Annotated in this window: 13 protein-coding genes and 1 other RNA gene; 3 read left to right on the forward strand and 11 right to left on the reverse strand. The window is 48.5% G+C overall.

The window, feature by feature from the left end; translation table 11 throughout:
- The first annotated feature begins 24 nt into the window (after positions 1-24).
- Positions 25-393 (forward strand): hypothetical protein, encoded by a 369-nt coding sequence (locus tag ACYVFD_RS15615; protein WP_461091122.1) that lies wholly within the window; start codon positions 25-27, stop codon positions 391-393.
- A gap of 5 nt (positions 394-398) precedes the next feature.
- Here the strand turns inward: ACYVFD_RS15615 and ACYVFD_RS15620 are convergent, their stop codons facing one another.
- The 4 genes from ACYVFD_RS15620 to ACYVFD_RS15635 all read right to left on the reverse strand — a co-directional run bounded on the left by ACYVFD_RS15620 (position 399) and on the right by ACYVFD_RS15635 (position 3,042).
- Positions 399-1,064: an NAD(P)-dependent oxidoreductase gene (locus ACYVFD_RS15620; protein ID WP_461091123.1), complete on the reverse strand. Its 666-nt coding sequence runs from the start codon at positions 1,062-1,064 to the stop codon at positions 399-401.
- A gap of 36 nt (positions 1,065-1,100) precedes the next feature.
- Positions 1,101-1,778 (reverse strand): tRNA (guanosine(37)-N1)-methyltransferase TrmD, encoded by a 678-nt coding sequence (trmD, locus tag ACYVFD_RS15625; RefSeq protein WP_461091124.1) that lies wholly within the window; start codon positions 1,776-1,778, stop codon positions 1,101-1,103.
- On the reverse strand, positions 1,768-2,355 hold the full coding sequence (gene rimM, locus ACYVFD_RS15630; RefSeq protein WP_461091125.1) for a ribosome maturation factor RimM: 588 nt from the start codon (positions 2,353-2,355) through the stop codon (positions 1,768-1,770). Before rimM ends, trmD begins: the two co-directional genes overlap by 11 nt.
- Before the next feature lie 120 nt (positions 2,356-2,475).
- Positions 2,476-3,042, reverse strand: a complete 567-nt coding sequence (locus ACYVFD_RS15635) for a 30S ribosomal protein S16 (RefSeq protein ID WP_461091126.1) — start codon at positions 3,040-3,042, stop codon at positions 2,476-2,478.
- Positions 3,043-3,443: 401 nt separating this feature from the next.
- Here ACYVFD_RS15635 and ACYVFD_RS15640 point away from each other — a divergent pair, with 401 nt between their 5' ends.
- Positions 3,444-3,962: a GTP cyclohydrolase gene (locus tag ACYVFD_RS15640; RefSeq protein WP_461091127.1), complete on the forward strand. Its 519-nt coding sequence runs from the start codon at positions 3,444-3,446 to the stop codon at positions 3,960-3,962.
- Between the two features lie 28 nt (positions 3,963-3,990).
- Here ACYVFD_RS15640 and rnpB read toward each other — a convergent pair.
- The 4 genes from rnpB to ACYVFD_RS15660 form a co-directional block, all read right to left on the reverse strand.
- An RNA gene (rnpB, locus tag ACYVFD_RS15645) (RNase P RNA component class A) lies at positions 3,991-4,469 on the reverse strand.
- A gap of 310 nt (positions 4,470-4,779) precedes the next feature.
- Positions 4,780-6,426, reverse strand: a complete 1,647-nt coding sequence (locus ACYVFD_RS15650) for a RagB/SusD family nutrient uptake outer membrane protein (RefSeq protein ID WP_461091128.1) — start codon at positions 6,424-6,426, stop codon at positions 4,780-4,782.
- A 26-nt stretch (positions 6,427-6,452) separates the two neighbouring features.
- Positions 6,453-9,644, reverse strand: coding sequence for a SusC/RagA family TonB-linked outer membrane protein (locus tag ACYVFD_RS15655; RefSeq protein WP_461091129.1), 3,192 nt, complete (start codon positions 9,642-9,644; stop codon positions 6,453-6,455).
- Between the two features lie 658 nt (positions 9,645-10,302).
- The gene (locus ACYVFD_RS15660) at positions 10,303-11,721 is read right to left on the reverse strand and encodes a DUF4403 family protein (protein ID WP_461091130.1); all 1,419 of its coding nucleotides are present in this window, start codon (positions 11,719-11,721) and stop codon (positions 10,303-10,305) included.
- Positions 11,722-12,010: 289 nt separating this feature from the next.
- Between ACYVFD_RS15660 and ACYVFD_RS15665 the strand changes: the two genes are divergently transcribed.
- Entirely contained in the window at positions 12,011-12,139 is a 129-nt protein-coding gene (locus ACYVFD_RS15665) for a hypothetical protein (RefSeq protein ID WP_461091131.1), read from the forward strand.
- A 40-nt stretch (positions 12,140-12,179) separates the two neighbouring features.
- On the opposite strand, the gene ACYVFD_RS15670 is transcribed toward ACYVFD_RS15665, so the two are convergent.
- From ACYVFD_RS15670 to ACYVFD_RS15680, 3 genes are read right to left on the reverse strand one after another with little or no spacing between them, the layout of a single operon-like run.
- Positions 12,180-12,632, reverse strand: coding sequence for a YHS domain-containing (seleno)protein (locus tag ACYVFD_RS15670; RefSeq protein ID WP_461091132.1), 453 nt, complete (start codon positions 12,630-12,632; stop codon positions 12,180-12,182).
- The gene (locus ACYVFD_RS15675; RefSeq protein WP_461091133.1) at positions 12,629-13,624 is read right to left on the reverse strand and encodes an alpha/beta fold hydrolase; all 996 of its coding nucleotides are present in this window, start codon (positions 13,622-13,624) and stop codon (positions 12,629-12,631) included. Before ACYVFD_RS15675 ends, ACYVFD_RS15670 begins: the two co-directional genes overlap by 4 nt.
- Positions 13,597-14,229, reverse strand: a complete 633-nt coding sequence (locus ACYVFD_RS15680) for a LysE family translocator (RefSeq protein ID WP_461091134.1) — start codon at positions 14,227-14,229, stop codon at positions 13,597-13,599. The genes ACYVFD_RS15675 and ACYVFD_RS15680 overlap by 28 nt, the downstream gene beginning before the upstream one ends.
- Positions 14,230-14,250 lie beyond the last annotated feature (21 nt).

The raw sequence follows: 14,250 nt of genomic DNA on the forward strand, positions 1-14,250 counted from the left end.
TGGACAGGATGTCCGCGTTACTCCATGAAATCACTCGTTCGAATCGTTTTGGTTCTTCTTGTTATCGGTGGCGTTATTGCTATCGTTATTTCACAGCGAAATCATACATCCCTTTCACCCAATACCATTGATCTGAGCGTAGACTGCTCCGATGTCGATAATGTGCTGGTTACATCGTCGGTCAACGTGGCGGTTCAAAATCATTCATCCCGCTCACACAGTGATATATCCGTTAAGATTAGAGCCTACGATGAAGCGGGCAATCTGGTGAAAGAAAAGTACACGACTTTCTCCAGAATGCTCCCACCCAACAGCATATTTGATAAACCTGTCACGCTACCTGCCAAGACCAAACGCTGCGATTGTCAGGTCGTCAGTTCACATCCGCACTAATCGACTTATTTGCCGGTGATGGTAACGGCTTTACGCAGATACGTATCATTTTCGAGCTGATCCAGCAGAAACGCGGCTACATCGGCCCGGTTGATACTGGGCAGGGAAAAAGTCGAAAATGGTAAATGTTCACCCAGCCGATACTGGCCGGTCAACGGCCCATCGGTCAGACGAGTTGGCCGAGCGATTATCCAGTCGAGATCACTTTCCCGGATGGCTTTCTCCTGTTTTTCCTTTTCATCAATAGCACCCTTCAGGAGCGTTTTGATAATCAACTTACTTGGCAAGGGGGCCTCTTCATAGCTCGTACCAACGCCTAACGAGGAAACGACCAGCAGTCGCTGAACGCGACAGCGTTTCATGACATCCATCAGATTGATTGTCCCTTGCGCTACCGTCTCGTCTTTCTGACCGGGCCGGCTACCCAATGCACAAAGCACAACCTCCTGACGACGAACGGCCGGCAATAGCGTTTCCGGGTTCAATACATCGCCCGTAAGAATGGTTAGATTGGGGTGTTGAATACCTAATTTTGACGAATCGCGAACAAAGGCTGTTACATAATGTCCGCGCTGAAGGGCCTGCTCCACTGCCTGCTTTCCGGTTCCACCTGTGGCCCCCACGACTAATACCTGCATATAAAATGACTGATTCTGGTAGTTATAACGCAAAATCAGCCATTCAGTTTATACAGTATTCGTTTACTTTTAAGATTCCAGCAGATCAGGTCGACGGGCGCGAGTACGTTCCAACGCCTGTTCGTAACGCCATTCGTCAATTTTGGCTTCGTGGCCCGAGAGCAGAATATCCGGTACGCGATGGCCTTCAAATTCGGCCGGACGCGTATAGACGGGCGGAGCCAGCAGGTTATCCTGAAAGGAGTCGGTCAGCGCAGAGGTTTCGTCGTTCAATACGCCGGGCAATAGACGAATAATGGCATCTGATAAAACGCAGGCAGCCAACTCACCACCCGACAGGACATAATCGCCAATACTGATTTCCTTCGTGATGAATAGCTCCCGAACGCGCTCATCGACACCTTTGTAGTGCCCACACAGGATGATCAGATTTTGATGCAACGAAAGCCGGTTCGTCGTCTGCTGATTCAACCGTTCGCCATCAGGTGTCATATAAATAACCTCGTCGTAATGGCGAGCTGCCTGTAAGGAGCGGATACAGCGAGCTATTGGTTCAATCTGCATGACCATGCCCGCTCCTCCCCCAAACGCATAATCGTCGACCCGACGATGCTTATCGAGGGTATAGTCGCGCAGGTCATGCACCACGACCTCTACATAACCACCTGCCTGCGCCCGTTGTAGAATCGAGTGAGCGAAGAAACTTTCCAGCAGCTTAGGCAGGCAGGTGATAATATCAATCCTCATCGGTATCGTCTTGGTCGCCGGAGGTTTCCGGTTCATCCTTTGAATTATCTTCCATATAAATAGCCAGCAAGCCTTCGGGCAATACCACATTCAGCTTGTGCTTTGCCCGGTCTACCGTCCGAACGATGTCGCTATTGATCGGAATTAGGACCTCTTTACCCTGATAATCCATGGCAATCAGGTCCTGGGCATTCATAGCATACACGCCCCGCACAATGCCCAATTCGCCTGCCTCGGCGTCGACTATCTGATACCCGACAATCTCATGGAAGTAGAATCGGTTTTCGTCGGTGATAGCTTCCAGTTCACTAAGGGGCAGGTAAGCACCGCAGTTTATTAACCGCTCGGCCTGCTCAATGGTATCCACATCTTCGAAAGCAACAATCGCCCGGCTTCCTTTCACGATAGCGATTGATTCGATGAAATACGGAATCAACTCTCCCTTTACGTCCAGCAATACCGATTCCAGATCGGCATACTCGTCGGGCTGGTCAACATCCAGAAAAAGGACCAGTTCCCCACTCACACCGTGTGTTTTGGTAATATGGCCTACCTGATAACAATCGTCTTTGGTCATAGGTAACGCGGCTGGAAAGCCGCTTTTAAACCCAAATGCACGGCTTTCCAGCCGCGTTATTTATAAAAAGAGCCTGTTCATTGCTGAGCAGGCTCTTTTGTAACATGATTTCCGGAAAAACTATTCCGCAGCAGGAGTTTCATCAGCGGCTGGTGCTTCTGCAACCGGTGCTTCTTCAGCGGTCTCAGCAGCAACCTCCGGGGCAGCAGCCTCCACTGCAGGCTCTTCTACTTTGTTTTTCTTAGCAATCGCTTCGGCACGCGCTTCATTTACTTTCTTCTCAGCTTCCAGACGAGCAGCACGAGCCTGTTCTTTGGTCTGAGCTTTGGTATCAGCAGCACCTGCTTTACGAGTTTCTTTATCGCCTTTCCAGCTTTCGAATTTCTCGTCGGCCTGGTCCTGTGAAATAGCGCCTTTGTTTACACCTACCTGCAGGTGTTTACGAAACATAAGGCCTTCGTGCGACAATACCGAACGAGCGGTATCCGTTGGCTGAGCACCAACCAGGAGCCAATGAAGAGCCCGTTCCGACTTCAATACGACCGTCGAAGGGTCGGTATTGGGGTTGTACGTACCGATTTTTTCGATAAACCGGCCATCGCGTGGAGAGGTTGACTCTGCTACTACGATGTCGTACATCGCCATTTTCTTGCGTCCACGACGCGCTAAACGAATTTTAACAGCCATTTGTGCTTGTTTGGTTTTGATGGAGGACGCACCTCCCCGTAAAACGTGGCCGCAAAGGTACGAAAAAAACGTTTATATATTCTATCTCTATCTGATTTCTTTGCATCATTCGCAACTATTTCACTTTCCCGTTAGCAATCAGACTGTGGGCTCTGCCTACCTTTGAACGTTGCAACATGTACATTTTATCGATTACCTTGACCTGTGGGCAATCCCGAAAATGAGAACGCGACTATCTAAGTTACTCATTGAAAATACTTTTGTCATGCTGACGAAGGAAGCATCTTCGCTAATAACAAATCAGTTTTAATCCGAAGATGCTTCCTTTGTCAGCATGACAAAAAACGCTCTTATAGCATACTCTAAATTACTTATGCTTGAATACTTAAACTCAAAAGCTTATGATTGTAAAACTTGCCGAAGGCGATTTAAAAACGAAGTTTGGCGAATTCCATGAAATTCTCTTCTATAACGGCCAAAAGGAAGCAATTGCCTTAATTATGGGCGACATCACTGGCGTCGATGATGTGCTGTGCCGGGTGCATTCTTCCTGTCTGTTCGGTCATGTCTTCAACAGTATCGAGTGTGATTGTCGGGAGCAAATGGAAATTTCACAGCAGTTGATTCAACAGGCTGGCCGGGGAATCATTATCTGGCTGGACCAGGAAGGAAAAGGCAATGGTCATTTCGCCTTGTTGAAAAGTGTAGAATACAAACGCAAAGGATTCGCCCAGGCTGACGCCTACGAAGCCGTAGGCTTTAAAAAAGACGCCCGAGACTACACTCCTGCCGCCGAAATCCTGAAAACATTAGCGGTAAAATCGATTCGGATGCTGACCGACAATCCGAAAAAAGTAGAAACGCTCACTCAACTTGGCATTCATGTTACCGGCACAAAGGCCGTGACACTTACCCCTTAAGGTTAGTCAACGCCGTAAAAAAATCCCCATTCAACCCAGGCCTATAAGCCGGGTTCTGTCCTTCCTGATCGGAATGGCTTATCATTTATCTGGGATGCCGGTCACCCGACACCTCGTTCGACCTACCCGCATCGGTTTAGCCCTTTCGAGCGTCTGGCGACGAGCAGCCGCACATCCGATGCTTATTTGGTCTTTCAGCCCCTAAGGGTTGCCGTGCCCCGCTGGTCACCCAGCGGGCGGTAGGCTCTTACCCCACCGGTTCGCCCTTACCTAGGTTAATGATTGAATGATAGAATTTTGAATGATTGAATAAAAAAGCTGGCGCAAGCCTATTCAATCATTCAAAATTCTATCATTCAATCATTAACCCGGGCGGTATATTTTCTGTTGTCCTGTCTGTCGAACGGCCGTTCCCAGCCGCCCGCCTTCCTGTTAGGAAGTAGGGTGCTCTATGCTGCCCGGACTTTCCTCATCTGCTTTCACAGACGCGATAAGCCAGCCTGGATTGTTTGGGGCTACAAAGGTACGTTTTTAAGCGTTGGTTTTTCAATTCTTCGCTCTTATCCTTTCTCTGTATTTCGTTGGCTATTCATAATTCTAAAAGTATGACCCCGATGGGGTCAAATGTCTATAGAGGGGCTTCTTGACTATAAACATTCGACCCCAGCGGGGTCATACCTCTCTGTACCCATAAAAAACTCCCGGTATTGGTAGCGAGGCTACGGTCAACCGGGAGTTTAGTTTTCTTAATCAAGCTATGACTAAGCAGACTTTATTCGCTCAATCACGATCCGCTCAATTAGTAGTTCAGGTTCTATTATTTCGGATTTTTTGTAGCTGCACTACCACTGACTGCCGGGTTGTACGCCAGTTCGTTATCGGGTACATCCCAATAATCCAGATACCCGTAGGTGATGGTAGCTTTTGTGCTCACAACACCTGTTCGGCTCAGCGCAACAGCATTTTTACGACCCGATTCCAGCAAACCCCAGCGACGAGCGTCGTAGAAAGCTAACGCCCGGAACAGCAAACCGACCCGGCGCTCACGACGGAGTTCTTCCTTCGCAGCATCCAGCGTAAGACCTGTACCGGCTACTGCAGCTAAGCCAGCCCCCTGCGTTTTCCGAACTTCGTCGATCAGGGCCAGACCATCTTCTATTTTACCCGTGTAAATCGACGCTTCGGCTTTCATCAGCTGGTTCTCTTCGTACGAGCTGGCCATGTACAATTCATAACCACCGGCGTTGGTATTCGAGTACGTAATAACCGACGCACTTCCTTCCGAGCCAGCCGCTCCCCGGTTGATCAGGTTCCAGCGGGTGAAGAATGAGTTGCCCCGCGAGGTCTCTCCAATGTAAGCTGAGCTTCGTTGCTGGAAATTATTCGACAGGCGAAGGTCACCCGTTTTGAAATCCTGAATCAGACGTTCCGTAATTTTATAGGTATTGTTGGCACCCGTAGTTTTCCCCGATACCGTTCCGGTAGTCGGCGACAGAAAATCACCGTTCGTATTCGAGCGACCGGTAAAGACAAAATCGGCTGCCTGAATACCGCTGTTGGTCAGCGTCAGAATATCAGCCCATTGCGCTGCGGTCATATCCGCAACACGGGTATTGACCAGAATATTCCGCGCTTTCATAGTGTTGATGTTCCGAACCCACATCGCCGGGGTCAGTACACCGCCTTTACCCACCCGGTTGAAGCTTGGAATCAGCCCCTGCATCGTCGCGGTATAGTCGGCACTGGCCGTTAAACCACCCAGAATCTTGGCAGCGGCATCGAAGTTTTTATTGGCTTCAGCAATGATCGCTTCTTTGGTTACGTAGTTGCCGTTGGTCCCGTTCAGCACCTCACCGTTTGCTTTATCGTTGATGATACCCGCATAATAGATGGAACCGATACGCGAGTAGGCATAGCCTTTCCACCAATACGCCCAGGCTTTGAGCACACCTTTCTTCGTGTCAGCCTCACCGGTGAATGTAACCCCATCAATATTGGCCAGCAAGGTGTTGGCGGCATTGTTCAGGTTGTACATATAGGCCCACTCGTAGTAGGTTGAGTTTTGAAAACCAGTCGAGTTAACGTTGGCTGTAATCCGAATGAAATCAATCTGCTTACTAGGTGAATTGGGATTCGGCAGAACGGTCCCATCATCGAGCGTGACCTGGTTGGGGCAGCCAATCTGGTTGATAAACACGTTGGCAATATCGGTTCCGATCACATCGCCCATCAGTTCGTGGTTACCGATAGCGCCTGACCAGAAATACCCCGGAACGCCGTCATAGTATTTTACATCTTTAAAACCGGTGATGTAAAAGCCTTCGCCAAACGAAACGAGTCCAGTCTCGGTTTTCAAGGCCGGAGAAGAAGGCTGGTTGGGGTTTTCGACCTGCAATTGCTCTTTGCAGGAAGCCATAAACCCCGAAAAAACCAGCGTCAATGCATATAGTTTTAATTTATTCATCAGTTCAAGTTTTTTGAGTGGGTTACTTAAAATCCAATGTTCAACGTAGCCTGATACGACTTGAAGTTCGGCATCGTGCTGTGGTCAGTACCACGGTCCCAAGCCGAGTTCGACGTTCCGGAGCTGATTTCTGGATCGAAACCGGTGTATTTGGTTGCCGTCCAGAGGTTACGGCCTGCTAACACAAGCTGAAGTTTCTTGGTAGCCGGGATTTTAAACCACCGGGCAAAATCAATGCCCACCTGAATGTTCCGCAGACGCAGGAACGAAGCGTCTTCATAGAAGTAATCTTTCGTACCGTTAGCTGTCCGCTGTGCGTAGACCCCCCGATAGAAAGCCGTCCAGGCACCCGTTTGACCATCAATCGTAAATGGATTCGCATACTCGCTGTGGATACCATCGCGGTACATCCATTCTTTCGTTTGGTTGTACAGGTGATTACCGGCTACCCAGTCGAGCTGGAAACCAAACGTCAGGAAGTTCTTGTAGCTAAAATCATTGATGAACGACATGTTGAACTTCGGGTTTGGATCGCCAAAGCTGTATTTGTCGGCGGTGAAATACGGCTGCTTGGTCGCTTTGTTCACCACGATTCCATTGCTGGCCAATGTGTAGGCTTCCTGATCGGCCTGTGGGATAAAGAAGTTCCCGTTCGGATCTTTCGCATCGACACTGTGGATCAGTTTATAGCCGTAGAGCTGACCGATTTTTTCACCTGCTTTCAGCACATAGTTGGTGCTTCCGGCGTTGGACGTAACAACAACCGGCGCATCGCCCCGAACCGAAATGATCTTCGAACTTTGCTTACCGAAGTTGACCGTCGTGTTCCATTTCAGGCTCGACCCGTTGTAAGCCGTCGAGTTCAACGAGAACTGTAAACCATTGGAGCCCAGCGTAAAGGCATTGTCAATCAGCGTACCCAGACCAACCGAAGGGGCTACGTCAACGGAATAGATCGCATCTTTCGTTTGTCGATCCCAGTAAGTAGCGGCCAGGGCGATGCCATTCAGCCAGCTCGATCCTTTAAATAAGCTGAAAACCATGTCGGTTCCTACTTCGATTTCCTGCGACACTTCGACACCCAGCGCTGGGTTTGCCTGACCATTCGCGTAGTAGAAAGCGGTAGTCGTTCCTACCGTAGTTGGTGTGATCGTCACGTACCGGTCGAAGGGCTTGGGCTGGATACCGGCCTGGCCATAGGCAGCACGCAGTTTCAGCTCGGGCAGGAATCCATTTACAGAGCTATTTTGCCAGAAAGGCAGTGCCGACAGCCGTACGAAGGCATCACCTCGTGGGAAGGTGAAGGGCTTGGAACCCTGACCAAATGCGGATGAGTAATCACTCCGGAAACCGCCCGAAATACCAGCGAAATCGCCGTATTCAAACCGTTGGTTGATCAAATAACCGTAGGTGATAAATGGCTCCTGATAATCGCGGTATACACGCCAGGAAGTCGTGTTGGCGGCATTGTAAGGGGCATAAGCGGCTGGCAAACCAATAGCGGCACTGGTGTATTCTTTCACCATGCTGTTGCGGTAATCGAACAAAGCCTGCGTAACCGACTTCAGCGGGATACTTGAGCCAAAATCTTCTTTCAGGTCAAACACAGCCGTTGCCGTAGCCAGGAAGTTCTGAAACATTTTACTGTTCGTGTACTTCGTCAGATCCCCCGTATTGGCCGTATTGTAGTTTGAAATGAAGTTTTGCGACCCCTGCGTTACCCAGTATTTGACGTTCGCATTGTTCGACTGGTTATAGAATTCCAGATCACGATTCTGGGTCTGAAAATTCAAGCCATACTTAGCGTCCAGTTCAACGAACTTCGGAAATTTGTAATTCAGATTGACGTTCTGGATAATGTCTATCTTATTATCATTGTTCCGGGTATATGCCTGCCGATATGATGGGTTCGATGCATTGATACCGATGGTCTGGTTCATATTAAGCGGGATAGACCCATCGGTGGTTGTCAGCGAAAAATCGGCTAACGGATAGGCATTCAGCATACCGTACAAGATGGTCCGGTCGCTGGTTTTCAGCGTGCTTTTGGTATACGCCAATTGCGTGATCGACCGAAGGGTAAGCCCTTTTGCCAACTGTGCCCCAATATTGGCCGATATATTGCTCCGATCATAGGCGCCATTATCGCGAATATTACTTTCCTGATGACTATTGGAAGCCGACAGGCTAAAGTCAGCCTTCTGACTTCCGCCCGAGATCGCAATGCTATTATTGGTCGTATTGGCAGGCTTGAAGAAATAATCGAAGTGGTCGTGGTACAGCAGGTTCGCGTTATAGGGCTTGCTGTTGGTAGCCGTTGGGTCCGTCGAGTTATACTGTACGTTTTCTGAATAAATACCATTCGTCGCATCGTATACAATCGGTTTGCCCGATGAGCCAATGATGTTGTTGCTGGCATCGGTCGCAAAGGCATGATACATCGCCTTGCTTACCCCTCCGTTATTCAGGTAGGTATTTTGAGCAATGCTCGACGAGATGTCGATGTTCAGCTGACCGTTTTTCCCTTTTTTGGTGAACAGTTGAATAACCCCGTTTGCGCCCTGTGCCCCATAAATGGTAGCCGCAGCAGCGCCCTGTACGACCTCAACGCGTTCGATCGAGTTCAGATCAATAGTTTGCAGGCTGGTAGCCCCCATCTGAATCCCGTCGATCAGGATCATGGGCGACGTACCCCGGTTGATGGTGTTGATACCACGCAGCAGAATATTTACGTCGGCACCGGGTGTACCACTCCGGCTGGTGATTTGCGCGCCCGGAATCTTCCCAATTAAAGCCTGGTCGATCGATGCCGAAGGCGCTTGTGGTAGATCTTTCGCCGAAACCGATTCAACGGATATAGCCAGTTTACGTTTGTCGGTAGCGACCCCGGTTCCGGTTACAACAATTTCAGCGAGTTGTTTGGTGTCGCTGGTTAGTTTCGCGTTTACGACCGTCGAGGTTCCCAATTCGACCTCTTTGGTCATCATGCCGATGAAGGAGAAGATTAATGTTCCTTTAGCCGGTACGGCCAGCGAATAGCCACCTTCGCTATCGGTAACGGTACCCACAGTCGTTCCTTTCACAACGACTGACACGCCCGGTAAGGAACTGCCATCGTCGGCCATAGTAACCTTACCCGTAATTTTACGATCCTGAGCCCACGTGACGACGCAGATTGAGCAAGCAAAGAGAAAGCTCAACAGTAACTTTTTTCCCATAAACAAGTACGATTAGTGAAGTTAAGCAAGAAGCACTTCTACAAAAGTATATTTCGGGAAATTCAGTTCAAAGTTTCGTATTGAAAAAATTATACAAACTTTTATTTTAGCATATTTAATATTATTCAAAATATAATTCTGTAATTTTTCTTATCAAAAATATAAAAAATAGATTAAAAGCCAGAAATAGCATAATTAATCTTTCTATTTTCCTATTGTACCAGTATTGTTACCAAACGGATTTAGACATTTTTGTATAAAAAAATAATCGATAAATACAATTTTTGAGCAAGCCATAGGCAACTAATAAGAAGAGATATAATAAGTATAAATACTTAATAAATAATAGATTAACATATTCAACCAAAGAATAAATTGTATTATATTTATATTTTAGCTAATAATTTTACATATATCCATTATTAAGCAACAATAAATTACTCATGCAATTAATACTAATATTAAATATGGTGCATTATCTAACTTCCCGATGCCTTACACGCCCACCTAATTACTTAAGTATATACGGATAATCTAATTTGCTGTCGACGGTTGGCTGCTGTAAATGAGCGCTCTATCAACACAAAGGCCTTCCTCTGGTTTGAGCAAGAGGAAGGCCTGGCTGAAAAACGGGTAAATAAATAGAGAAGATTCGGCGCTATTGCAAGCCGTCGACTTTAATATCGATACGGCCCCGAGCATTTACAACGGCTAACAGGGCAGTGGGCGTCAGGTACACCTGATCGGGTTTGATTTCATCAATATGGCCATTGATTACCACACCTTTTGCCAACTGCGTATTGGAAAGCCGCTGCTGCAACAGTTTCTGCATATCGGCCAACTGCGAACCGACCGGAATGGTCAGTTGCTTTTCAAGTGTTCGGGCAAACGTTCCCTTCAGCAGCCAACTCGCCGACCGGGCCAGCACATTTTTGGTATCCAGGTCGTACACCAGGTCTTTGAGCGAAATAGTCTGGTCTTTGGGATCATAATACGGCCGACCACGGAGATAGATGTCGCCATTGATGGTTCCTTTCAGACCGGCTTTAATGATCAGGCTCTCGTTCTGCCCGTACAGGTCCATGCTTGTGATGGTGATGTGGTAATTGTCGTTGTTAAACGAAAACGACTTACCCACAAACTCTTCAGCCGCAATCCGGGCCACTTCGGGGTAGCTGGCCTCGCTGAGAAGACCGATCTGAAAATCGTCCTTCACCTGCGATACCACGGTAAGGTTAGGCAGCGATACGGCCGGATGTACGTCTGGCTTAGTCCCTGTGGAGGTGAGTGTGTATGCTTCAATACCAATGGTTGCCCGGATGAGTCGTCCTTCAAAACGTAGGGGCGTAATCAGTACACGTTTGGGCACGACCTGCAAATAGGTTCGATATTTCTCAGAAAGTAGGTATGGTTCACGCAGGGTATTCCAGGCTTTCAGAACAGGGGTACGCAAATCTACATTCCGGCGTATCTGCTGATCGAGCGTTTTGGTGATCGTGCCCAGATTCTTGTCGATCAGTCGGGAGACGATATTCGTAATCGGAATATTTACGCCCACCACACTTACGGTTGGCTTCCGAACCCAGCCGTAGCCATCGGCCTGCGTTTGGGTATGTACAGACCAGTCGGGATCGAGGTCAAATCTGGATTTGAAGCGCAAATCGATTTCAAATTCTGTTTCCTTATATTGCATGAATCCCAGAACAGAAACCCCGGCTTTGGCCCAAATTCGCAACGGAACCGTAAACTGAAACAAACTGTCCTGCGCCGACACCATAATGGTTCCCCGCTTCCAGACCTTTGTCATAAACTGGTCGTTGTTATTATCGTCCAGGCTATTATCCTCGTAAATCAGTCCATTGACCTGTGCATTAATTTGCCGCTCCACATCGCTCATAGCAATGGATACAGGTACATGAACTGTGGATAAAAAACGTTCATTACGGACTTCCATTTCGGTGGTGTTATAGGCTTCTTTAGGCGCTTTCGGATTCAGACGTTTTTGGGCGGTCTGGCAACTCATTACAATGGCCAATAACCAGAGAATGAACAGACGGGCCACATACTTACCATTCATAATAGGTAGCTGATTTAGCGGCTAAATTACATCAATTGGTTGCTTTTCACATTTCATTACTCGTTTATTGATAACCAATCTGCGCTTTAACATAATTGTCGTTTCCCAAACCCCAGCTCGCCAGAACGTCTGATTGACATAATACAGAGCCAAAAATTCTTTTATCAGAAATGGATATTCCCGAGAGCTGGGACAACATCGTAGCCCACATGCCGAATAAGCCACTCTCCCGCTTCACACAGGCACACACGAACCGAAAGGCCCTGAGATGCTGGCTCCGCTGTTCCCGATGGAGTTAATCAAACAGGAAGTTACCACCGCCATCTGGGTTCCCATTCCCGACGAAGTCCGCGACGTATATAAAATCTGGCGGCCTACTCTTTTGTTTCGCACACGGTCTGGAAAAACGATTGAATAGCACCGCCAAGATTTAAAACCTGTTTAAACTTTTATTTCAGTTAGTGGCTATCCTTGTCTTTTAGTAAAGGCCAATTCGTATCTGCTTTCCGAATGTGGTCAGGGCGGTCTTTATTCCAGAGTGTTTGTACTTTTTTATTATAGTTGAAGTAGAGCTTCCCATTCTCAATTGTCCAGGCGTCGGGTTCTGTTGGGGCTTTATGGCCCTGCGATGTACCGTAGGCGCAATAGCCGCCATATTGAGGAGTATATTTTTCGGGATCAGCTTTAAACGTATCCCGATTCTGGGCACTGGCGAAATACCAGTTTGCCCCCTGATAGGCATATGAAATAGCAGAATCACCCATCACAGGCTTCCCTTCGATAAAATAAGCTACTGGATCATACCCTCTCAACGCTTTTCCGCCAGGTGCAAAAACGGGCGATTGCTGCGCCCGGACAGTGGTAATCGATGCGAAAATGATAATCAACAGATAAAAAAAGAGTCGTTTCATGGATGTTTATTGGTTGAAAAATTGGATTGATTCGTTGACAGTTGTTGGCGAATGGCAGCGTGGATCAAATCGGGCCGACGCCAGGGAATAAAATGATTCATGCTAGGAATCATCTGAATGGTTACGGGCGCATTTGTGAGCATTCTTCTGGCAAAATCCGCATTTCCGGGAGGTACCAGCTCATCCTCCGTACCCTGGATGACGGTTACGGGAATACGAATGGCAGACCAAAGCGGAAGCATCCTCTGAAGCTCAGCTTTTAAGGGCATAATCTCCCGGTTACTAACATCTAGTTCAGTGGGCAGTAAGTACCGAACCGGAAAAGCGGCTCCAATTGGCCGATACCATTCTCCCCGCTCCAGATCGGGGTCGATGGACGGAGCAACCAGAACCAGACCGCCTACTTGCTCCGGGAAATCCATCGCCAGTCGAACAGCTACCGGCCCGCCCAGCGAATGACCAACGACAATGGGTTTATGCGTTGCCGGTTTCTGACGGAGCAATGGGGCTATTGCGGCCACCTGGGCTTGCAAAGAAGGTTCCGGTCGCCCCAATTCCGACTTACCAAAACCCGGTCGGTCCACCGAAATCAATTGGGCATGGTTGTAGAGGGATGAATCCGTAAAAAAATCGATGAAGGCATCCCAGGAACCCGGCGAGCCATGAATGAACAATACAGTCGGTAAGGAGTCGGCCCCGATATGGGCAAAATGAACCGTATGCTCGTTAGACTTGACGGTCCCAAACGTGGGCTTTAGGCTGCGATTCGCAAAGTACTGGGCGATGGCTTTATCCGACATTCGAATGGAAACGCACTGGGGCAGCATAACAATAATAAACACCAGCAGCAGTAGCCCGATGCGCCAGCGAGCCACAGAAGTCCATCCACGTAGAAACCGTATCATTCGAGAGGGGTTATTGACCAGGATATTGGCCGACGGTATGAGTTGGCTAGTCTCAACCGTCAGGCCAATACCTGTATACTTTGCCAAAGGGCCATGCCAATAAACAGGATGCCAGTCAGTCGATTAACCCACCGCCCATTCAGGTACTGAACAATTCGTTGGCGCAAGCGGTCGGTTAGCCAAACGACCAGAATCAGCAGCCCAAACGCCCCGGTTGCGGTGCCTAGCGCAAACACCCACGGACTGGCGGGCTGATTGACGGGAATCAGTGTATGAGCGCCTATAGGAACCCGACTCAGATATAGCCATACGGCCGACCAGAATGGTAGTAACTGTGGATTCGTACTGCCTAATAAAAACCCTTTCCAGAAGGGTAATGCTGGCTTTGGGTCGACTACCTCATTAAGTTCAACCGGTTTTTGCCGAAAGGCTACGAGTCCGGCCCCCAGCAGTACTGGAATGGGCGCAACCGTCAGCAGATCCATCCAGTGCGAATTGGCTGGTATGAGCATTAACCCACCGGCCGCCAGACTGCTGTAGGCAATCTCTGGCAGACTGCCACCCAACGCCAGCCAGATTCCGGCCTGTTTATTATGGCTAAGCGTCGTTTGCATAACAGCCAGATTGACAGTGCCGGGATGAATGGACCCTAGAAAGCTGATGAGGCAGACAATACAGAAAAGCAGAAGCATACGATTCGCTGGTAGAGAGTT

This window comes from Spirosoma gilvum, from assembly GCF_054776815.1.